This window comes from Flagellimonas alvinocaridis (assembly GCF_004916895.1).
In the GTDB taxonomy this organism is placed as follows: domain Bacteria; phylum Bacteroidota; class Bacteroidia; order Flavobacteriales; family Flavobacteriaceae; genus Flagellimonas; species Flagellimonas alvinocaridis.
Genome location: NZ_SNTZ01000003.1, coordinates 260,021 through 280,409, shown reverse-complemented (window position 1 = coordinate 280,409; position 20,389 = coordinate 260,021). Strand labels below are relative to the sequence as shown.

At 42.2% G+C, this 20,389-nt stretch carries 21 protein-coding genes; 11 read left to right on the top strand and 10 right to left on the bottom strand.

All coding sequences use genetic code 11. The annotated features are described in order from the left end of the window. Nucleotides 1-15: 15 nt before the first annotated feature. A complete protein-coding gene (locus EZV76_RS08770) occupies nucleotides 16-1,098 on the bottom strand; it encodes an efflux RND transporter periplasmic adaptor subunit (RefSeq protein WP_136566169.1) in 1,083 nt (360 codons plus the stop codon). Between the two features lie 147 nt (nucleotides 1,099-1,245). After that, entirely contained in the window at nucleotides 1,246-1,644 is a 399-nt protein-coding gene (locus tag EZV76_RS08765; protein WP_136566168.1) for a hypothetical protein, read from the bottom strand. A 247-nt stretch (nucleotides 1,645-1,891) separates the two neighbouring features. Here EZV76_RS08765 and EZV76_RS08760 point away from each other — a divergent pair, with 247 nt between their 5' ends. Next, nucleotides 1,892-2,332 (top strand): carboxymuconolactone decarboxylase family protein, encoded by a 441-nt coding sequence (locus EZV76_RS08760; protein ID WP_136566167.1) that lies wholly within the window; start codon nucleotides 1,892-1,894, stop codon nucleotides 2,330-2,332. A gap of 102 nt (nucleotides 2,333-2,434) precedes the next feature. Further along, nucleotides 2,435-3,025 carry a hypothetical protein gene (locus EZV76_RS08755; protein WP_136566166.1) on the top strand — a complete coding sequence of 197 codons (591 nt, stop codon included), beginning with the start codon at nucleotides 2,435-2,437 and terminating at the stop codon, nucleotides 3,023-3,025. A gap of 8 nt (nucleotides 3,026-3,033) precedes the next feature. Here the strand turns inward: EZV76_RS08755 and EZV76_RS08750 are convergent, their stop codons facing one another. The 3 genes from EZV76_RS08750 to rpmH form a co-directional block, all read right to left on the bottom strand. Continuing rightward, nucleotides 3,034-3,873, bottom strand: coding sequence for an ATP-grasp domain-containing protein (locus tag EZV76_RS08750; RefSeq protein WP_136566165.1), 840 nt, complete (start codon nucleotides 3,871-3,873; stop codon nucleotides 3,034-3,036). A gap of 173 nt (nucleotides 3,874-4,046) precedes the next feature. Then, on the bottom strand, nucleotides 4,047-6,899 hold the full coding sequence (gene carB / locus EZV76_RS08745) for a carbamoyl-phosphate synthase large subunit (protein ID WP_136566164.1): 2,853 nt from the start codon (nucleotides 6,897-6,899) through the stop codon (nucleotides 4,047-4,049). A 92-nt stretch (nucleotides 6,900-6,991) separates the two neighbouring features. Continuing rightward, nucleotides 6,992-7,150, bottom strand: a complete 159-nt coding sequence (gene rpmH / locus EZV76_RS08740; RefSeq protein ID WP_082433296.1) for a 50S ribosomal protein L34 — start codon at nucleotides 7,148-7,150, stop codon at nucleotides 6,992-6,994. A 167-nt stretch (nucleotides 7,151-7,317) separates the two neighbouring features. On the opposite strand from rpmH, the gene EZV76_RS08735 reads away from it, so the two are divergent. The 3 genes from EZV76_RS08735 to EZV76_RS08725 all read left to right on the top strand — a co-directional run bounded on the left by EZV76_RS08735 (nucleotide 7,318) and on the right by EZV76_RS08725 (nucleotide 9,259). Then, entirely contained in the window at nucleotides 7,318-7,833 is a 516-nt protein-coding gene (locus tag EZV76_RS08735) for a DUF2892 domain-containing protein (protein WP_136566163.1), read from the top strand. 227 nt (nucleotides 7,834-8,060) lie between these two features. Then, a complete protein-coding gene (locus EZV76_RS08730; protein WP_136566162.1) occupies nucleotides 8,061-8,597 on the top strand; it encodes a thioesterase family protein in 537 nt (178 codons plus the stop codon). Nucleotides 8,598-8,821: 224 nt separating this feature from the next. Next, nucleotides 8,822-9,259: a hypothetical protein gene (locus tag EZV76_RS08725; protein WP_136566161.1), complete on the top strand. Its 438-nt coding sequence runs from the start codon at nucleotides 8,822-8,824 to the stop codon at nucleotides 9,257-9,259. Between the two features lie 170 nt (nucleotides 9,260-9,429). On the opposite strand, the gene EZV76_RS08720 is transcribed toward EZV76_RS08725, so the two are convergent. Both EZV76_RS08720 and EZV76_RS08715 read right to left on the bottom strand, forming a co-directional pair. Next, nucleotides 9,430-10,404 (bottom strand): lytic transglycosylase domain-containing protein, encoded by a 975-nt coding sequence (locus EZV76_RS08720; protein ID WP_136566160.1) that lies wholly within the window; start codon nucleotides 10,402-10,404, stop codon nucleotides 9,430-9,432. Nucleotides 10,405-10,449: 45 nt separating this feature from the next. Then, nucleotides 10,450-11,112, bottom strand: a complete 663-nt coding sequence (locus EZV76_RS08715) for an alpha/beta hydrolase (RefSeq protein ID WP_136566159.1) — start codon at nucleotides 11,110-11,112, stop codon at nucleotides 10,450-10,452. 160 nt (nucleotides 11,113-11,272) lie between these two features. On the opposite strand from EZV76_RS08715, the gene EZV76_RS08710 reads away from it, so the two are divergent. Then, nucleotides 11,273-11,566: a GNAT family N-acetyltransferase gene (locus EZV76_RS08710; RefSeq protein ID WP_136566158.1), complete on the top strand. Its 294-nt coding sequence runs from the start codon at nucleotides 11,273-11,275 to the stop codon at nucleotides 11,564-11,566. A gap of 47 nt (nucleotides 11,567-11,613) precedes the next feature. On the opposite strand, the gene mtaB is transcribed toward EZV76_RS08710, so the two are convergent. Next, on the bottom strand, nucleotides 11,614-12,942 hold the full coding sequence (mtaB, locus tag EZV76_RS08705; protein WP_136566157.1) for a tRNA (N(6)-L-threonylcarbamoyladenosine(37)-C(2))-methylthiotransferase MtaB: 1,329 nt from the start codon (nucleotides 12,940-12,942) through the stop codon (nucleotides 11,614-11,616). Between the two features lie 99 nt (nucleotides 12,943-13,041). On the opposite strand from mtaB, the gene EZV76_RS08700 reads away from it, so the two are divergent. The 4 genes from EZV76_RS08700 (at nucleotide 13,042) to EZV76_RS08685 (ending at nucleotide 18,101) form a co-directional block, all read left to right on the top strand. Further along, complete coding sequence (locus tag EZV76_RS08700; protein ID WP_236640893.1) at nucleotides 13,042-13,434, top strand: hypothetical protein; 393 nt, start codon at nucleotides 13,042-13,044, stop codon at nucleotides 13,432-13,434. A 90-nt stretch (nucleotides 13,435-13,524) separates the two neighbouring features. Next, entirely contained in the window at nucleotides 13,525-15,570 is a 2,046-nt protein-coding gene (locus EZV76_RS08695) for an amidohydrolase family protein (RefSeq protein ID WP_136566156.1), read from the top strand. A 57-nt stretch (nucleotides 15,571-15,627) separates the two neighbouring features. Then, a complete protein-coding gene (locus EZV76_RS08690; protein ID WP_136566155.1) occupies nucleotides 15,628-16,653 on the top strand; it encodes a metallophosphoesterase family protein in 1,026 nt (341 codons plus the stop codon). A gap of 134 nt (nucleotides 16,654-16,787) precedes the next feature. Beyond that, the gene (locus EZV76_RS08685; protein WP_136566154.1) at nucleotides 16,788-18,101 is read left to right on the top strand and encodes a sulfatase family protein; all 1,314 of its coding nucleotides are present in this window, start codon (nucleotides 16,788-16,790) and stop codon (nucleotides 18,099-18,101) included. 42 nt (nucleotides 18,102-18,143) lie between these two features. Here EZV76_RS08685 and EZV76_RS08680 read toward each other — a convergent pair whose 3' ends face one another. Next, nucleotides 18,144-19,319, bottom strand: a complete 1,176-nt coding sequence (locus EZV76_RS08680) for a GlmU family protein (protein ID WP_136566153.1) — start codon at nucleotides 19,317-19,319, stop codon at nucleotides 18,144-18,146. A gap of 85 nt (nucleotides 19,320-19,404) precedes the next feature. Continuing rightward, on the bottom strand, nucleotides 19,405-19,674 hold the full coding sequence (locus EZV76_RS08675; RefSeq protein ID WP_136566152.1) for a type B 50S ribosomal protein L31: 270 nt from the start codon (nucleotides 19,672-19,674) through the stop codon (nucleotides 19,405-19,407). 160 nt (nucleotides 19,675-19,834) lie between these two features. Between EZV76_RS08675 and EZV76_RS08670 the strand changes: the two genes are divergently transcribed. Continuing rightward, a complete protein-coding gene (locus EZV76_RS08670) occupies nucleotides 19,835-20,356 on the top strand; it encodes a DUF4199 domain-containing protein (protein ID WP_136566151.1) in 522 nt (173 codons plus the stop codon). The last annotated feature ends 33 nt before the right edge of the window (nucleotides 20,357-20,389 follow it).

The following is a 20,389-nucleotide window of genomic DNA, read 5'->3' as shown; positions in this document are numbered from 1 at the left end:
AGATTTTGGGTTCTACTACTCAGTGTACAGGTCTAGCTTGGAAAGGACTTCCTCCGGCTTTTCAAAATCGTAATGGATTTTCTCTCCGCTCCGAACCATTCGTATGCCTTCCAACAAGACTTTGTCATTTTCCGAAATTCCGCTTTCCACCACAAAAAGGTGGGGCAACTCGGCACCTACCGTAATCTCACGTTGCTGCACCTTATCTTCTTTGTCTAAAACGAAAACATACTTTTTGTCAAGCACCTCAAAAGTGGCCTTTTGGGGAATGAGGATGGCATTCTGCAAGGGGACTTTCATTAAGATGCTACCGGTTTCCCCGTGACGAAGTATCCCATCTGGATTGGGAAAAGTGGCCCTAAAGGCTATGTTTCCCGTTTCGTGGTTAAATTCCCCTTCTATGGTTTCCACGATACCGGATTGATTAAATTTCTTGTTGTTGGCCATCAAAAGGTCCACCGCTTGTTTGTTATCCTTGTTGGCGCTGGTGATATAATCCAAATACTCCGCCTCAGGAACATTGAAATAGACCCACATTTTACTGTTGTCTGATAGAGTGGTCAAGAGTTCACCTTCGTCCAGAAGGCTACCCTCCCTTGCTTCAAGATGGTCCATGATCCCATCAAAAGGGGCGCGCACATTGGTAAAGCCCAAATGGGTTTCCGCCAAGGTCACCTCTGCTTTGGCTTTATCGTATTCCGCTTTGGCCATGGCCAATTCATTTTCGGACACTACATTACTATCCGACAACAATTTGGTGTTCTGATATTCTATTTTGGCCACTTCTGCTTCCGCCTTGGCCTTTTGAAGGTCTGCTTGATAAACGTTGGGCATGATGTGGAACATCTGCTGTCCTTTCTTTACGTGCTGCCCTTCATCCACATAGATATGTTGGAGGTACCCTTTTTCAAGTGCCCTCAATTCAATATGGCGAATGGAATGAATTTGACAAACGTAGTCTTTGGTGATGGATGTGTCCATACGAATGGGACTGCTGACCAGATACTTGGTTTCGTCCTTTTTTTCATGTTTTTTGGACTCGCAGCTTGCATGGAACAGCAATACAAACATGCCAATGAAGATGGAAATTCTCCTCATAATGTTTACAGGTTTAAAAAATTGGTTTAATTGATTGTAGGGAAGTCCAAATCCAGTTTACCATGGACCTACCCCATTGTGTTGAAATTATTTCAAAGGATGGAAAGCGGTCTCATATTCCACAAGACCTGCTAAAAGCTAAAAATTCTAGATTCGGAATACTTGAAACCTTATATGCCGCTTTTGGGTTGCGGTACTGAAATTAGGTTCCAAATGTCTTGGATTGGTCTCAAGTTGACCAAAGGTCTGCTCAGAGAGCGAGCCATTAAAAAAGGCAGTCAAATAACTGCCCAACCGAATATCAATGTTATAGGAAGCCCCATTTTCGTCACGTTCTTCCTGTTCCTCCACATCCGTAATCTCCACGAAAAGATTTTTCTCCACCCCATTTAGAGGGATGGCAACAGTAGAATTATCGATGTGTTGATAGTCAATGATACAGGCACTTTCCGAAGTGTCTTGCGCATCTGCATAGACATGGTTCATGAATCCTCCCAAGAAAAGGATACATAAGGGAAGCCAAAATTGCGCTAGTGCCTTTTTCATTTGGGGAACAAAACTATGTCACACAAACAACACGTACAAATAGTCATTGTTAATATTGGTTAAAATCGATAAACCGTTTACTTTCTTTGTCAAAAATTTTGTAAGAATCCCATGAAATTCAATTTTTCATAAAACCTCATCTAAATATTTCTGCATTTATAGCCTGCCAAAAATCGTTCTTAAACCCGTTTAAGTTTTTTGGGAATGGAGCTGGATACCTTAGCATAAAATTTAAAAAATGGTACAAATGCAGCAAAGAATTCAAATTGACGAAGTGCAACCTTTGGCGTTCGAGGCAATGTTTGGTCTTGAAATGTATATGAAACAAGGAGAATTGAGCAAGACCCACTATGAACTTATCAAAATAAGGGCTTCACAAGTGAACGGCTGTGCTTTTTGCATCAATATGCATACCCAAGAGGCCTTAAAAATGGGGGAAGACCCCAAAAGATTGTTTCTTTTGGATGCCTGGTGGGATACGGACTTATTCACCGAGGAGGAAAAAATCGTCATTAAAATCACCGAAGAAGTCACCATGATCCATAAAGATGGACTTACCCAAGAAACCTATGAAAAAGCCACTGAATGCTTTGATGGGAAATACCTTTCCCAAATTATCATGGCCGTTGTAACAATCAATGCTTGGAACCGCATTGCAATAAGTACACACAAGCCTTTGGGGAATTAACCTAGGTTCAAATTTTTGAAAAGGCTCCTATAGGAGCCTTTTATGTTATAAATTCCTAGGGTTAAAGCTTATATTCGTCATGTTCATTCCATTTTCCACTGCATGAAAAACTTTCTGTTACTTTTATTCCTTGTATCGACCAATGCCACACTTAATTCTTGTATCGATTCCAAGACCAAGAAAGCCGGCACAATCCCAAAGGTTGAGGATTTCAATATGGTCAATGTTAAAAATGAGTTCCAGATTTTAATCCCCAAGGATTTGGGTAAAACTACTGGACTCAACGCCGATGCTTCACTACAGTACCAGAATATCTATCAAGAAGCCTATATCATTGTTATTGATGAGCAAATAGGGGCATACATTGACACTTTCAAGGAGCTTGACCTGTACAATAGCGATAAATCTTTTATTGAAAACTATAGGGAGACCCAATTACAGCTTTTAGCGGAAAGAATTCGTATCCTGAAGCAAACCGAAGCCACATTTACAACAATCAACAACCTTGAAGCCTCACAGCTGTCAATCGATGCCAAAGTGGACGGTATTGAGGAGACTCTTTCTTACTTTTTAACCTTTGTGGAGGGAAAACAGAAAGTGTACCTGGTCATGTGTTGGACCACATCCTCCAAGAAAGAAGAACACAGAGCCACTTTTGAAACAATCTCCAATTCTTTTAAACTATTGGAGTGACATGGATATCAAATCTTTCCTCTGATGAACAAATAAAAATGGGGCGCCAAGCTACCCCCAAACCTTGGGTTGATTTCTATGATATAGGGGATGCCATTTTTAACCTTGTAATTGACACAGCACAGACCTTCAAACCCAGTAGCATTAAGAATTTCCTCAAAAATCTTCAAATAGTGGTTTCTGTCTACATTTCTAATATGTGGGTCTTTTCCCTTGATCCCGGTTCGGTCATCAAAAATGTATTTAAAGGTCAAGGCCTTCTCAATCTTTCCATTTTTTATTACAATGTGCGCGGCATGCTCATATCTTCCCGTGATAATCTCCTGAACAAAGAACTCATTGGAGTTTATTTTATCCAAATGTTTCTTTTCCAATGTTTCATCAGTGATTAGAAAGGTATTGGCACCCCATTTATCCTTTTTCTTTTTTAGGATATATGGATAACCTTCTATCTCACCAACATCGGGGATATATTTTCCAAAACCAGTGCCTATCAATTTCTCATTGAACAGATGTTTATTATCAAACAACTTTACAGCTTCAATACTTGGAGATGGCAGTATTGATGGCGTGGCACGCATCTTTTCGGTGATGGTCTCGCTTGTCAAATCAGCAATGGTCAAGGGAACTACCAAATCATAACCACTAAAGTCTTCGGTTTCCAAATCCTTAAAAAAAGCTTGGATTTTGGTGCCCTTCAATCCCTTGATGATCTCTTCCTTCCAATCACATACTTCTGAAAAAAGGATTTTCTTCTCTTTTGACCTATCAAAGAATTTTAAAGTATTAATATACGATGTAAGGGCCAGGTTGTTTAGCCGATGACCAACTCTGTCTAGTAAATGCATATAATTGTACTATAGATAAAATAGATCAAGGTGATAAATTGCCACTCGCAAAACTCCATTGACCACCCTTGAACTCCATTTAATAACGCTATTTACCAAATAAATTGCACAATAAGGTATTGAATCCCATTAAACCTATAGAATTCTCGTCAAAACTTAAGAAAATATCCAAATTATTTGCTCAAATACATTTTCCTGCGTGAGTATAGATTATAGAACTCATCATCTTTTAGACTGTCTATAAACAAAATACTCTCCCCTGTACTCTTCATTTCCGGCCCCAAATTTTTGTTCACATTAGGAAACTTGTTAAAAGAGAAAACCGGTTGTTTTATCGCGTATCCTTCCAATTTTGGATCAAACGTAAAGTCTTTGACCTTCTTTTCCCTTAGCATCACCTTGGTAGCGTAATTCACATAAGGTTCCCCATACGCTTTTGCTATGAAAGGAACAGTTCTGGATGCTCTTGGGTTTGCCTCAATGATGTACACAATGTCATCTTTAATCGCAAACTGGATATTGATCAACCCTACAGTGTTCAGTGCCAGAGCAATCTTCTTGGTGTGGTCCTTGATCTGTTGCATCACAAACTCGCCTAAGTTAAACGGTGGTAAGGTAGCGTTGGAATCACCAGAGTGTATACCACAAGGCTCTATATGCTCCATGATACCGATGATATACACATCTTCCCCATCGCAAATGGCATCTGCCTCTGCTTCTATGGCCCCATCCAAATAATGGTCTAAGAGCAGCTTATTGTTGGGTATGCTTCGCAGCAAATCCACCACATGGGCCTCCAGTTCTTCTTTATTGATCACAATCTTCATCCCTTGTCCACCCAAAACATAGGATGGTCTCACCAACAATGGAAAATTCAGCTCGTCGGCAAGGGCCAAGGCCTCATCCGCTGTTTCAGCCACTCCAAATCTTGGGTAAGGAATACCGTTGTCCTTCAACAAAGTGGAGAAACTTCCCCTGTCCTCTGCCAAATCCAAGGATTCAAAGCTTGTTCCTATAATGTTGATTCCGTATTTATCCAGTTTCTCGGCCAACTTCAAGGCGGTCTGGCCTCCCAACTGTACAATGACCCCTTCGGGTTTTTCATGTAGGATGATGTCGTAGATATGTTCCCAAAAAACAGGTTCAAAATACAGCTTGTCCGCCGTATCAAAATCCGTGGAAACCGTTTCAGGGTTACAGTTGATCATGATGGTCTCATAACCGCATTCGGCCGCGGCCAGAACGCCATGTACACAACAGTAATCAAACTCTATTCCCTGTCCAATCCTGTTGGGGCCGGAACCCAGTACCACGATTTTCTTTTTATCGGTCACCTCACTGTCGTTGGCAACATATCGTACGCCATCCGCAGTTTCGATCTCTTCTTCAAAAGTGGAGTAATAATATGGCGTAACGGCCTTGAACTCAGCGGCACAGGTATCCACCAATTTGTACACCCGGTTTATGCTCATATCCATACGCTTGCTGTGTACCTCGCTCTCCCAACAATCCAACATGTGGGCAATCTGTCTGTCGGCAAAACCTTTCTGTTTCGCTTCCAACAACAATGCTTTTGGTAAGCTTTCAATGGTATATTTTGATATCTCCATTTCCAGATAATGTAGCTCTTCATATTGTTTCAAGAACCACATATCTATTTTGGTGATATCATGGATACGTTTCAGCGGAATCCCAAGCTGGATGGCATCGTAAATCACGAAAACCCTGTCCCAACTGGGTACCCTCAATTTTTCCATGATGGTCTCGTAATCCTTGTATCCCTTGCCATCGGCACCCAATCCGTTTCTTTTGATCTCCAAAGATTGCGTAGCCTTGTGCAAGGCTTCCTGAAAGGAACGTCCAATACCCATGACCTCTCCCACGGATTTCATCTGAAGCCCCAGGGTTCTGTCGGAACCTTCGAACTTATCAAAGTTCCATCTTGGGATTTTTACGATCACATAATCCAAGGTTGGCTCAAACAAGGCCGATGTGGACTTGGTAATCTGGTTGTCCAGCTCGTCCAAAGTATACCCAATGGCCAATTTAGCGGCAATTTTCGCAATAGGATATCCTGTGGCCTTTGAAGCCAATGCTGATGATCGCGAAACCCTTGGATTGATCTCTATCGCAATGATATCTTCCTTTTCATCTGGGCTTACGGCAAACTGCACGTTACATCCCCCAGCAAAATCCCCAATACTGCGCATCATGTGGATGGCCATATCCCGCATACGTTGGAACGTCCTGTCAGATAAAGTCATGGCTGGAGCAACGGTAATGGAATCCCCTGTATGAATACCCATGGGGTCCATATTTTCAATGGTACAGATGATTACCACGTTGTCGTTCTTGTCGCGAAGCAGCTCCAATTCATATTCTTTCCAACCCATCAAAGCTTTGTCTATCATCACCTCATGGATGGGCGATACTTCCAGACCGTGGCTCAACATATCGTCAAAATCTTCTGGGTCATATACGATACCTGCCCCTGCCCCGCCGAGGGTAAAGGAGGCCCGTATTACCAAAGGAAAGCCAAACTCCTGTGCAATTTCCTTTCCTTTTAGGAAAGAGGTGGCAGATGCCTGCGGGGGCATGCCTATCCCTATTTTCAACATCAACTCCCTAAACTTCTCACGGTCTTCGGTAATGTTGATGGCGTCGATGTCCACACCTATGATCTCCACACCAAAGTCTTCCCAAATGCCTTTTTCATCGGCCTCAATACAAAGGTTCAAGGCCGTTTGCCCTCCCATGGTAGGCAAAACAGCATCTATATTGGGGTGGTTCTTTAAAATCTCGACAATTGATTTTGTGGTAAGGGGTTTCAGGTATACATGGTCCGCCATGGATGGATCTGTCATGATCGTAGCTGGATTACTATTGATCAAAATAGTTTCTATCCCATCTTCGCGAAGCGACCTAAGGGCTTGGGAACCAGAATAATCAAACTCACATGCCTGGCCAATGATGATGGGGCCAGAACCGATAATCAAAATGGATTTTAAATCTTTTCTCTTTGGCATTCTAAAAAGTGTTACTCGTTTTTGGTTTCAAGTCAAAAAAAAGGTGTTACCTAGAAAAGTAACACCTTTAATTTAAATCTAAAATACTATCATTATTTTTTATGTCTTGGCTCAGAGGAAACAGTTAACTTCTTTCTTCCCTTGGCTCTTCTTCTCGCAAGAACTTTTCTACCATTGGCAGTCGCCATGCGCTCCCTAAAACCATGCTTGTTTCTTCTCTTCCTTTTTGACGGCTGATACGTTCTTTTCATTTCGGAACTCTTTTAATGGATTGTGTTGTGGAAAGATTGTCTTCCCGAAAAATTCTGGGCGCAAATATACGAAGACTTTTTACTTTGACAAGTCCTGAACAAAAATATTTAATTTAGTTTTTACTACTTTTGCCACCTCTTTTAATCCAAAGAAAATCAACTGGAATATGTTCAACAAAAATCTTAAGCTCGTTATAGCCGGTCTCATTATAGCCTATGCCGTATACCAATTTGTGGAAGGAAACATTGGCAATGGCATTTCATTGGTCCTGCTCTCCTCGGTATTCATCTTTCTGTACTTTAGGAACGAGTTTATCCTTTTGGCCTTCTTGCGTATGCGCAAACAGGATTTGGAAGGCACCCAAAAGTGGTTGGACAAGATCAAGAACCCCGAAGCGGCCTTAATCAAAAAGCAGCAGGGATACTTTAATTACCTACACGGCATCATCTTTTCGCAAAAGAACCTTACCCAGGCCGAAAAATACTTTAAAAAGGCCCTAAAATTGGGGTTGACCATGGATTATGATGTGGCCATGGCCAAATTGAGCCTGGCGGGCATTGCCATGCAAAAGCGCAGAAAGCGTGAGGCCACCCAATTGTTGCAGGAAGCCAAGAAATTGGACAAGAACAATATGCTCACCGAGCAGATCAAGATGATGCAACAGCAGATGAAGAAGATTTAAAAGTTCCCTTCACTTCAGCTTATTCATCGTGTTCCATTATTCTATTGGGTTGATTATCAACGTTATTTTAGAATAATTGCAGCTGTTTTTTGGCCGAAGTTTTGCCAAAAAAAGCTACCTTCACCTACCTTGTGCCAAAGAACCATCAAAAAAGCTGTTTTGCATTATAGCTGCGAGGTCTTTTACTACCCAAATTTCCAAGTAACCTGCGAACTAAATCCAACAAAATGATTTATTATTGGTTACACATGTTATACATCTACATTGGATCAAGAATGTTTTGGAAGAAAATCAAACCCTCTGCAGATTTAACAAAAACCCGAAGAGTGAATATCCTAGATTGTGAATCTTTAAAATACATGGCCAATTCTAAGTATTTTTATTACATGGCCCTTATAAGGTACGAAGTGGTTTTTCGTTCGGACTTGTATGACAACACAGTGAGGAAAGGAATGTTTGGCGTTTTGGCTTCCCAAAAGATCATTTATAAAAAACCGCTTAAAATGTTAAAAACATTTGACATTACATTAAAATTGGAAGGTTCGGACGACAAATGGGTCTATCATCGACAAATATTCACCCAAAATGGCCAAATCTGTGCAGTAGGGTTTACAAAAGCGGGATTTTGGAAAAATAAAAACGTTCAGGATATGGAGGACATATTACGCCAGAGTGATCCTGAACATGAACCAAAAACTCCTTCAACCGAAATTCTAAGCATGTTTGAAAATGACTATGAAACCTTGAAAAATTCTAAAGCCTAATTGATTTTCCAATTATTCCAATGCAATACAATACCAGCCCAGTAAACTCTTTATTTAACCTCCCACCCATTTTTCATTTTTTAAAGCAATACGTCAATCTATAAGGTGAACTGGTATATTTCGACTGGAATTTTAATCGGAAAAATACTAACTTCACTACCAGTCGTTATAATTCATTAAAACGAATCATATCAATAGCGTTGGCAAACATTTGGAAAGACCTTATGAAAAAAAGAAAAATTATTTCATTATTACTTTTACTGGTTGGTGTTGTTTTAAGTGTTGCCTTTATTTTAAGGATTGAATTTCCTCAAGGATTTGAGGCCTACTTTAAAAGGGAATATTATAACCAATTTGGTCCCTTGGCTATAAGTGTTGAACTTTTAATAGCGGGTTACTACTTTTTTATAGAGCATAAAAAAACGAATTTCGCTTTAGCTATTTTTGGATTTACTGCTTTGCTAGATCCTTTCTTTAATCAAATAGGTCTTTTCGACAGCATCGTACCTTTATATGGAACAGTAACTTTATCGATTTGCGGGCTGTCATGCCTATGGATAGCATTTGCCAACCCATTTGAATTAAAACGTTTATCTCGTTTGGTAGCCGTATTAAGTCTTGCCTTTGGTATTTTTATCGAGCTGTTCTTCAACTATTTCTGATAAAAAAATTTACCAACAATGTTTCTTGTTTGGTAGGTGCATTTCGCTAACTTGAAATTCAGAAGCCATCAACGGTTTGATTCACCACCACTGGAAATCTAACTGTTTATAACGCAACAAAACCATAGCCGAGACTGATAAGCAATCCCCAGAAAATCAAGTATTTCTATTTACCTCCCCACACTCCCCACGCGGTAATAGCCCTTATTGGGGATTTCAATGGTATATTTTTTACGTGAAGCGTTGTTCAAATGGGGTTCGCGCAACCAAGGGTTATGTCTTTTTAATATCTTATAATTAATTTCGTAAAGTTCGGCAAAATCAGCCCAGCTGGCCACGGCGGTATCTACCTCAACGGTAAAGGTGGGCACTTTTTCGTACATGTCCTCCTCATCCAATTGGAAACCATACTTATCGCGGTTGGAGATAATCTCCTTGATCGCCAAAATACGGAACACGTATCGACCTGTCTCCTGTCCCAAAAGCAGGTCGTAGTAATCATCTACCTGTTGGATGCCCATATATTTTTGGATGCCCCCCGGTCCGGCATTATACGCTGCTGCAGTCAATGTCCATGTTCCGAAGCGTTCCTTCCATTTTTTAAGGTAATCACAAGCAACTTGCGTAGCTTTTTGCACATGGTACCGCTCATCCACATTATCGTTCACCTCCAAACCATATTCCCTACCGGTAGCCTTCATAATCTGCCAAAAACCAGTGGCCCCAGCTGGGGAAACCACATTTTCCAGACCACTTTCGGCCACGGCCAAGTATTTAAAATCGTCTGGGATGCCATTTTTTTTAAGAATGGGCTCAATGATCGGGAAGTATTTATTGGCCCGTTTCATGAGCAAAAGGGCATTGGACTGCCAGTAGGTATTCACCAAAAACTCACGGTCCACACGCTCCATGATCTCTGGATCTTCCTGCGGAACGGCTTCGCCTGCGAAATTTAAATCCTTTGGAATCTCTATGGCGCTGATCTGATAGGTGTCGGCCACATTCTTGTCCAAATCCTTAGCCTCATTTGAAGGTGTTTCCTTCTTTTCAATCGTGTCCACTGAATCGGTCTGAACCGCAAATATGAGCGTGCTCACCACTGCCACCAAACCAATAATCGCCAATATATTTTTTATCTGTTTCATACCAAGATGCTATAATTTTACAGTAAAGATACTATAAGAACGGCCTTATTCTAAAATAATTGAGGGGAGATTTTCATTGAACCACTTGGCCCGGTGTATGATCATGGTATGGGTTCCGTTCTTTACCGTAATGCAATTTTTGATGTTGGCCATGGGGAAAACCGCATCCTTCTCGCCATGGATGTGCACCAAATTTTTGGGTGGTTGGGTCTGGCTCCAGTTTACGATATGGTCTATGGACCAATCTATATATTGTTTGTCCCTCACCGAAAGGTATTTTTTGTAGAGATCCAAACGCTTAGTGGCCGTTTCCCCAAAGGCGTACTTGGCCAAAAGCTCCACATTGTTCACCAATCCCGTAGGCAATAGTTTATGCACCTTGGTATACTTGGCAAAGATCATCCGCTTGGGCAGTTCATCCTTGGTCTTTACCGTGGATACCGCAATGACCTTATGGGTTTTGATATGTCTTGCCATTTCTTGTACCAGCATCCCTCCAAAGGAAACCCCTAAGAGCACTGGGTGCTCATGAAGAATATTATCACACATCTTTTTTGCATAGGATTCAAAGGACATATTCCTGTCCGGAACGAACCACTCCAAGGTGTGTGTTTCAAAAATGTCAGGTGAAAGTGATAGACCATCAAAGATGGATGGGTTGGCCGCCATTCCCGGCATGAGGTATATATGGATTTTGTTGTCGGGCATTTCGCACCAAATATCGACAAGGGTTAGGAAATTAACAATTTTTTGAGTAATTTTGTACCCCTTTTGCAATTAACCCCTCAAGACAAGACGCATTTTTTAAAGGGAATAACAAATTACCACTTTGGTAATCGTGCCGAGTCAATTTTAAAAACAATACTATATGACTGAAATTGAAATCAATGACAATAGCTTCTTGCGCCAGTTTGAGACCAAAGTCGATGGCCTTTTAGCTAAAATTGAGTACTCTTCACAGGAGCGTAAAGTATTTTTGACCAAGTTGGTAATTCCTGAAGGGATTACCCAAGAAGGTTTTAAGGAAGCTTTTATCAAAGCTGTGTTGCACCACATTCAGGAAAAGAATTTGAGAGTGGTACCCACAAGCCCTCATATTGCAGGCTTTTTACGGAAAAACAGGCAGTATAAGGAGATGCTCCCCGTTGGGATTCGCATCTGACCAAACCAGTATGAAAACATTAAAAACCTCTCATTTGAGAGGTTTTTTTATGCTGATACCGCATTGGAGACAAACTCAAATCGCACCAGACCATCCTCGTCTATCTGGGTTAACTCCACTTGGTGCAAGGTATTCACCAATTCAGGATTCCAAGGCGTCTTAACTTTTACATAGTTTTCGGTAAACCCGTGGATGTATCCAGACTTATTCTCTCCTTCAAACAAAACGGTGCGTACCGTGCCTAATTGGCTTTCGTAGAATGCCCTTCTTTTTTTGACCGATAGCCCCCGAAGCATTTTGCTCCGCTTGCTCCTTACTTTTTGAGGCACCACATGGTTCATTTCCGCCGCCAGGGTATTGTCTCTTTCTGAATAAGTGAACACATGCAAATAGGAAATGTCCAATTCGTTCAGGAAATGGTAGGTTTCCAGAAAATGTTCATCCGTCTCCCCCGGAAAACCAACGATCACATCCACCCCAATACAGGCATGGGGCATGGTCTCCTTAATTCGTTTTACACGGTCCACGTAGAGGTTGGACAGGTATCTACGGCGCATCAACTTTAAAATTTCATCACTTCCACTTTGTAGGGGAATATGAAAATGGGGTACGAACACATCACTTTGGGATACAAAATCAATAGTCTCGTTCTTCAACAAATTGGGTTCAATGGAAGATATGCGCAAACGATGAATGCCATCAATGGTATCCAAGGCCTTCACCAAATCCAAAAAGGTATGTTCGTGCTTTTTGTTTCCGAATTCTCCCTTGCCATAATCCCCAATATTCACCCCGGTCAGAACAATTTCCTTAATGTCTTTTGAAGCAATCTCGCGGGCATTGTGCAATACATTTTCCAAAGTATCACTGCGTGATATGCCCCTTGCCAACGGAATGGTGCAATAGGTACATTTATAATCGCAACCATCTTGTACCTTTAAAAAGGCACGGGTACGGTCTCCAATGGCATAACTGCCCACATAAAAATCGGCATCTTCTATCTCGCAGGAGTGCACCTCTCCCCTATCATTCTTGGAAAGATCGTTCAAGTAATCGGTGATCTTGAACTTTTCAGTGGCCCCCAATACCAAATCCACGCCATCTACAGCGGCCAGTTCTTCAGGTTTTAGCTGGGCATAACATCCCACAGCGGCCACAAAGGCATCGGGATTGCTTTTCTGGGCCTGCTTTACAATGGTCTTGAACCGCTTATCGGCATTCTCGGTCACCGAGCAGGTATTGATCACATAGATATCCGCTTTCTCGGAAAAATCAACACGCTCAAAATCCTCTTTTTCAAAACTTCGGGCAATTGTGGAAGTTTCAGAAAAGTTGAGCTTGCAGCCCAAGGTATAAAAAGCGACTTTTTTGTTCATTACCAAGCCTTTAATTGAGGGGTGCAAAGATAGTGATTTGTTTTTTCGCTACCTTTAAACACATCATCAAAGAATCCCATACAATTAATCGGTAACCCATTGAACATTTTCCTGAAATACTTCATCGCATGGTTTCCCATGTTGATTTTAGCCATTCTGAACGGGACCCTCAGGGAATTCGTATTTAAAAAGCATTTTGGCGAACTGGTCGCCCATCAATTATCCACAGTGACCCTTCTAATCCTCTTTGCAGGATGTATAGGTCTTATGGTCAAAATGTTTCCGCCCGAGTCTTCATCTCAAGCGATTTGGCTTGGCCTTTTCTGGATGGTGCTTACTTTGATTTTCGAATTCGGTTTTGGTAGATTACGGGGAAATTCCTGGGAAAAGCTGTTGCAAGATTATTACATCTGGAAGGGCCGTATTTGGGTCTTGGTTCCCATCGCCTTGGCCATAGGACCTTATCTTTTCTATCGTCTTTTTAAAAACTGACATGATTGAACCCCTTTGTTTTAAATTCTTTATAGTCATATCATTCCATAAAAATCCATACCTTAAACCCAATACTAAAAATCAACTCGTATGAAATTCCGTTTGCTGTTCTTGGGCCTTATTGTCCTGGCCACCTATTCCTGCAAAAAAGAAACCTCTCCCGCTTCCCTGATTAATTTTCAGGGTGATGAAACCTACACCGTGATTGTAGGCGAAAACAAGGTAGGGCATCTCAAAACACACATTTCGGGAGATACCATTCATATTGATTATGACTACAAGAACAATGGACGCGGACCTACCATGAAAGAAACCATCATACTTAACGATGATGGCTTCCCTGTTCACTGGAATATTACGGGAAACACCACTTTTGGAAATGCCGTTGATGAGGAGTACAATTTGGACGGCCAAAATGCCTCATGGACCGATGCCACGGGTTCGGGCAGTGCCACAACCGATAATCCAAAACTTTATGTGAACCAATTTGGAAGTCCATATGGAGATGCTTTGACAGCCCGAGTGCTGCTCCAGTCCCCAGAAAATACTTTGGAAGTGCTCCCGGCAGGTCAACTGACTTTGCAGGAGATGGAAACTTTGAGTGTTCCCAACCCCTCAGGTGAAGGCGAATTGGCCTTGACCTCCTATGCCCTATCTGGTGCAGGGTTGGATCCTTCCTATTTCATCTTGGATGATGCGCAACGTTTCTTTGCTTACATCACCCCTCGATACATTGCCATTCGTGAAGGATATGAGGCCGTGGAAAAGGATATGCGGGAACTTTCCGAAAACTATTCTGCGGAACGCTATGAAAACATACAAAAAGAATTTGCCCACAAGTACAATGGAAAAGTACGCATACGCAATGTTCGTATTTTTGACCCAGAAGCCTTGGCCCTGACCGAACCGGTTTCTGTGGTGGTTGACGGCGAACAGATTTCCGCCATTGAGGCCCCTGATGCCCAAGGCAATGAGGGTGATGTTGAAATTGAGGGCAACGGAGGCACCTTGGTGTCCGGCCTTTTTGAAATGCACGCCCATACAGGTGACGACGATGCCTTATTGAATATCTTGGCCGGGGTCACTTCGTTCAGGGACATGGGGAACGATACCGAAGTCCTGAGCAACCTTATTGAAAAAATAGAATCCGGAGTGCTGGCCGGGCCACGTGTTACCCGATTGGGCTTTATTGAAGGAAAAAGTCCGTACAACAGCAACAATGGTGTTTTGGTGGAAAGCAAGGAAGAAGCCTTAGCCGCTGTGGACACCTATCACGACTTAGGTTTCTATGGCATAAAACTGTACAATAGCATGAATGGGGATTGGGCTCCAGACATTGTGAAAAAGGCTCATGATAAAGGTATGTTCGTGACGGGACACGTACCTGCCTTTTCCAATGCCAATGCCATGCTCAGGGCAGGTTTTGATGAAATGACCCACATTAACCAAACCATGTTGGGCTGGGTATTGGAACCGGATGAAGACACCCGTACCTTATTACGCCTAACGGCCATGAAACGCTTCCCCGAATTGGATTTGAACAGTCCCGAGGTACAGGAAACCTTGGACCTTTTTGTGGCCAATAATACAGCTATAGACCCTACCTTGGCCATCCATGAATTGTTGATGCTATCCCGAAACGGTGAAATTTCTCCTGGCACCAAAGATTTTATAGACCATTTACCCCCTAACGAGCAACGTGGCTTTAAAGTGGCCATGGCCCAGATAGCAGATGAAGAAGAGGACAAAGCCTACCGGGAGGCCTATCAAAAAATTGTGGAGACCATCACCCTAATGAAGGAGAAGGGCATTTTTATAGTCCCTGGGACCGATTTGGGTGGAGCATTCTTTCTACACCGCGAACTAGAGCTCTACCAACAATTGGGTTATACTCCCGCAGAATTACTGAAATTGGCCACCTACGACATGGCCCAATACCTCGGAAAGGACAATCTGGGCAGTATTGCCCCTGGAAAACTGGCCGATTTCTTTTTGGTGCCCGGCAATCCGGTTGAAAATATCAAGGACATCAAAACCATTTCATTGGTATCCAAAGGAGGTACGTTTTACTATCCTGCAGAGGTATACCCCGCATTTGGGATACGGCCTTTTACGGAAAAACCGGAAGTCAAATAATTACACTTTCAAAACAAAATATGTTACATCCATTGTTTGACCAACCAACAATAGTTTATGAAACGTAGGCCATTTTTCAAAAAAACCGCTGCCACCCTGATGGGGATGGGACTTACCTCGGAGGCTTTTTCAAATACTTCGGAGAAGAAAACCGCCAAACCCCTAAAGGTGTGTACCACCGTGGAACAGGAAAAAGTCTTTTTCTATGCCGAGGTCATCCATGAATCCATTAAGGTGGTCCATATTGCCGACACCCATTTATTCAGGGATGATGACAGGGGAATCCCCTATCAAGAGTATAGTGGGCGCATGGCCAAAGCCTACAACCGGACCACACATTTTAAAACACTTGCACAGACCAACCCGGAAGAAGCCTTTGAAGAAACTCTGGCTTTCGCCAAAAAAGTCAATGCCGATGTGATTACCTTGGTCGGGGATATTTTCAGCTTCCCCTCCGAAGCCGCCATTGAGTGGGTATTGTCAAAATTGAAGGAAACCGGCATTCCCTACATCTACGTTGCCGGGAACCATGATTGGCACTACGAGGGCATGGAAGGCTCTTTGGAAGATTTGCGGGATACCTGGATACAGAAACGATTATTGCCCCTATACCAAGGAAACCATCCATTAATGGCCGCTTATGACATCAAAGGCGTGCGATTTTTGGCTATCGATAATTCCACCTATCAAATCAATAAGGAACAACTGGCTTTTTTTAAGGAGCACGTAACCAGTGGAGTCCCTCTGGTCTTATTGGTACATATTCCACTATATGCACCTGGAAAGAGTATTTCCTTTGGCTGTGGCAATCCAAATTGGGGAGCGGCCACTGACCGGAATTTTAAATTGGAACGGCGTCCCAAATGGCCGGAAGAAGGGCATGCCGCCACCACGCTCAACTTTCACAAGGAGGTTTTCAATGCCCCTAACCTATTGGGCATATTTACGGGTCACATCCATCAAAATTCCTTGGAAACCATTAAAGGAAAACCTCAAATAGTAAGTGATGACAATGCCAGTGGAGGCTATTTGGATATCAGCTTTTTGCCCTTTGCGGAACAGGACAGACAACTGATTTCGTAACTGTGGCCCCATAAATACTTTAATCCATTGACTCCAAGGTATTTTTCCATTACATTTATGATTTTGCCAACACCTATGTTTGAAAAAGGACCAATCCGATTTCATTACAAGAGATTATAACCATTCCAACCACCATGAAAACCAAATTCAACCTCTTAATCCTACTGCTCGCCGTATGGGTAACTTCCTGTACCAAGGAAAAGAGCACCCAAATGCCCAACGTGATTGTTATCATGGCGGATGACATGGGATACGAATGCATTGGGGCCTATGGTTCCACCTCCTATCAAACCCCAAATATCGACCAACTGGCCTCACAGGGAATCCGTTTTGCCAATTGTGTTTCCCAACCTCTATGCACCCCTTCAAGGGTGAAGATCATGACAGGCAAATACAACTACCGCAATTACGATCATTTTGGACATTTAAACCTTTCAGAATACACCTTTGGGAACTTGATGCAAGATGCAGGATACGAAACCTGTATTGCTGGAAAATGGCAATTGAACGGCTTGTCCTACAAAGACATTATAGCTGACTGGAATGACAACACCAGGCCCAACAAATTTGGATTTGACGAATACTGTCTTTGGCAGTTGACCAAGCAAAGAAGTGATGGTGGTCGCTATGCCAACCCCTTGATCGAACAAAATGGCCAAATCTTGGACCGTAATTCGGATGATTACGGCCCGGATATTTTTGCCAACTATATCTTGGATTTTATCGAACGGAAAAAAGACCAATCCTTCTTTGTGTACTATCCCATGGTCCTAGTCCATGACCCATTCGTGCCCACACCCGATTCACAGCAATGGGGCGATTCTGAAAACCGATATAAGAACGACACCACCTACTTTAAGGATATGGTTGCCTACACCGACAAGATTGTGGGCAAGATTGTTCGCAAACTTGAAGAATTACAACTGGATGAAAATACGCTGATCATTTTCACAGGTGATAATGGTACGCATCCCTCCATTACATCACAACTGGCGGAAGGCGCAGTTCAAGGGGCCAAGGGAAATACCATAGACGCTGGCACCCATGTGCCCCTTATTGCCTATTGGCCTGCTCAAATCAAAGAGGGTAAGGTTTTTAATGACCTGATTGAATTCAGTGACTTTTTCCCAACATTTGGAGATATGGTCAAGGCTGATGTGAGTTCCGATGGGAAAAGCTTTTATCCTTTGTTGACCAATGGAACGTATACCCCAAGGGAAACTGCATTTGTCCATTATGATCCCCAGTGGGGCAAAAATGTAAACCAGTATAGAAATCAATTTGTACGTTCGTTGGATTATAAATTGTATCCTGACAGTACTTTTTATCACCTGAGCAACGACCTATTGGAAAAGAATCCCTTGTCTTCAGATTCACTTACCACCGAACAAGCGGTTATTAAAACTACCCTCGAAAACGAATTGAAAAGACATCCAGCCTGGAAATAAAACCATAAATGGTTTATGTTCTTGAATTTTGATGGTGCCGTCTTAGTACTTTCGCCACTTCTGGGTCAGTTCAAAGACTTTGTTGAGGATATTTTCCTCAACTTCATCAAACTCCACTCCCCTGCGGTCCATCATCACCTTGGCCGCCTCAAAGGCTTTCTTGGGATGATACTCCTTAAACCCTGATGCCCCACCCCAACTAAAACTCGGGATAAAATTTCGAGGGAAACCCGGAGTGTAGATGTTACTATTAACCCCAATCACTGTTCCCGTGTTAAACATGGTATTAATGGCTGTTTTACTATGGTCACCCATCATAAGGCCACAAAACTGTAGTCCTGTACGATCAAAAGACTCGGTGGCATAGTTCCAAAGGCGAACTTTGGCGTAGTTATTTTTGAGGTTAGAATTGTTGCTGTCCGCCCCAATATTGCACCATTCACCCAAAACAGAGTTACCCAAATAGCCTTCGTGCCCTTTACTGGTATAGCCAAAAATAACCGAGTTATTGATTTCTCCGCATACCTTCCCATAAGGTCCTACGGTAGTTGGACCGTAAATTTTTCCGCCCATTTTCACGATAGCATGGTCACACAGGGCAAATCCTCCACGAATAAGGCTACCTTCCCAGATTTCAGCATTCTTACCAATGTAAATAGGACCATTGGTAGCATTTAAAATACTGTGCTCCACTATTGCACCCTCTTCCAAAAAGATTTTCTCAGGGCGAATCAATTTATTTGTATCCGAAATAGGGGCACTTTTCCTACCTTGGGTCAATAGTTTAAAATCAGCTTCCAGAGCTTCCCCGTTCCTACTGAAAATGTCCCAAGTATTTTTTAGGGCAAACACGTCTCCTTTGCATGCAACCTTTTCATAGTCATCCATATTAAAAGGTTTTTCCGGTTCATTAGCCCCATAGGCTATCACCTCATCATTGCATACCAAGGCTTGCCCCATATTCAACTGCTTTATCTGCTCCACAATTGAGGCATCGGGAAGAATATTTCCAATAATCACTATATTTTTATCCGCTGTGATCAAGGGAAACTTTATGGAGAGATATTCCTCGGTAAGGAAACTGACTTGGGTCTGCAGCCATTTTTCCCACTTTTCCTTTACGGTCAAAATCCCAATACGAATCTCGGCCACAGGTCTGGTAAACGTAAAGGGAAGCATAGCTTTTCGGTAATCGCCGTCGGAAAGGATATAGTTCATAGTGTTTGCTTAGATTGCCCTAAAATTAAAAAACGCCCCTGATAAAGCATCAGGAGCGTTCATATATTTCGTTGAAAGTAAGGACCTACTCGGCCTTCTTCTCTTCTTTCTTGAATTTTTTGTACTTATTCTTGAACTTATCAATCCTACCAGCGGTATCCACCAACTTGGTCTTACCAGTGTAGTAAGGGTGCGAAGTTCTTGAGATTTCCAATTTTACCAAAGGATACTCAACACCATCTATGGTAATGGTCTCTTTAGCCTCTGCAGTGGATTTAGTGATAAACACATCCTCATTGGACATGTCCTTGAAAGCCACTAATCTATAATTCTCTGGGTGTATGCCTTTTCTCATCGTCTTAAATACTTAATCTCCGAATTTTCGAGGTGCAAATTTAATGATTTCTTTGACACCTCCAACTTAAAAAAGGAAAAAAGAAAAAAACTACCTTTAGTTGTAACAAAACTATGCTTTTGTTCACTAACAAATGAATCAACGCTAAAAACTTTTATAAATGGAAGAACAACAACCAAAGACCGGTAAATTCGCTCTCAATTATGGCCTTTTGTTAGGTCTGGTGTCTATAGTATTCGGGGTGATGCTTTACACACAAAAGATGCATTACGAAATGAGTGCCCCTGTAATGGCAGTTTCCATCATTTTAACGGCTGTGGCCATTTTCCTGGGTGTAAATGCATTTAAAAAAGCCAATGGAGGGTACTTGAAAATTGGGGAAGCTTTGAAAGTAGCAGTTGGCATTGCCTTGGTCTCTGCCATTATCTCCCTGCTGTACCAATATGTGCTAACCAGCTTCATAGAACCTGACTTTATGGACAAAGCCATGGAAATAGCTAAACCGAAAGCTTTTGAACAAAACCCTTCATTGACTGAAGAACAATGGGAACAAGGTGTTGAAATGCAGAAAAAGTTTGCATGGATGCGCTACCCCATAGGATTGATCATCAGCTGTGTTATTGGATTGGTCCTAGGTTTGATCACGGGCCTAATCCTGAAAAAGGAAAAACCCGCCTACTAAGGCAAAAAATACTACTTTTGAAAGGAATTCCAG

Bases quoted from the DNA above. Each gene is read 5' to 3' on its own strand.
- EZV76_RS08770 (WP_136566169.1), bottom strand. From the start codon at position 1,098: ATGAGGAGAATTTCCATCTTCATTGGCATGTTTGTATTGCTGTTCCAT.
- EZV76_RS08765 (WP_136566168.1), bottom strand. From the start codon at position 1,644: ATGAAAAAGGCACTAGCGCAATTTTGGCTTCCCTTATGTATCCTTTTC.
- EZV76_RS08760 (WP_136566167.1), top strand. From the start codon at position 1,892: ATGCAGCAAAGAATTCAAATTGACGAAGTGCAACCTTTGGCGTTCGAG.
- EZV76_RS08755 (WP_136566166.1), top strand. From the start codon at position 2,435: ATGAAAAACTTTCTGTTACTTTTATTCCTTGTATCGACCAATGCCACA.
- EZV76_RS08750 (WP_136566165.1), bottom strand. From the start codon at position 3,873: ATGCATTTACTAGACAGAGTTGGTCATCGGCTAAACAACCTGGCCCTT.
- carB (WP_136566164.1), bottom strand. From the start codon at position 6,899: ATGCCAAAGAGAAAAGATTTAAAATCCATTTTGATTATCGGTTCTGGC.
- rpmH (WP_082433296.1), bottom strand. From the start codon at position 7,150: ATGAAAAGAACGTATCAGCCGTCAAAAAGGAAGAGAAGAAACAAGCAT.
- EZV76_RS08735 (WP_136566163.1), top strand. From the start codon at position 7,318: ATGTTCAACAAAAATCTTAAGCTCGTTATAGCCGGTCTCATTATAGCC.
- EZV76_RS08730 (WP_136566162.1), top strand. From the start codon at position 8,061: ATGATTTATTATTGGTTACACATGTTATACATCTACATTGGATCAAGA.
- EZV76_RS08725 (WP_136566161.1), top strand. From the start codon at position 8,822: ATGAAAAAAAGAAAAATTATTTCATTATTACTTTTACTGGTTGGTGTT.
- EZV76_RS08720 (WP_136566160.1), bottom strand. From the start codon at position 10,404: ATGAAACAGATAAAAAATATATTGGCGATTATTGGTTTGGTGGCAGTG.
- EZV76_RS08715 (WP_136566159.1), bottom strand. From the start codon at position 11,112: ATGCCCGACAACAAAATCCATATATACCTCATGCCGGGAATGGCGGCC.
- EZV76_RS08710 (WP_136566158.1), top strand. From the start codon at position 11,273: ATGACTGAAATTGAAATCAATGACAATAGCTTCTTGCGCCAGTTTGAG.
- mtaB (WP_136566157.1), bottom strand. From the start codon at position 12,942: ATGAACAAAAAAGTCGCTTTTTATACCTTGGGCTGCAAGCTCAACTTT.
- EZV76_RS08695 (WP_136566156.1), top strand. From the start codon at position 13,525: ATGAAATTCCGTTTGCTGTTCTTGGGCCTTATTGTCCTGGCCACCTAT.
- EZV76_RS08690 (WP_136566155.1), top strand. From the start codon at position 15,628: ATGAAACGTAGGCCATTTTTCAAAAAAACCGCTGCCACCCTGATGGGG.
- EZV76_RS08685 (WP_136566154.1), top strand. From the start codon at position 16,788: ATGAAAACCAAATTCAACCTCTTAATCCTACTGCTCGCCGTATGGGTA.
- EZV76_RS08680 (WP_136566153.1), bottom strand. From the start codon at position 19,319: ATGAACTATATCCTTTCCGACGGCGATTACCGAAAAGCTATGCTTCCC.
- EZV76_RS08675 (WP_136566152.1), bottom strand. From the start codon at position 19,674: ATGAGAAAAGGCATACACCCAGAGAATTATAGATTAGTGGCTTTCAAG.
- EZV76_RS08670 (WP_136566151.1), top strand. From the start codon at position 19,835: ATGGAAGAACAACAACCAAAGACCGGTAAATTCGCTCTCAATTATGGC.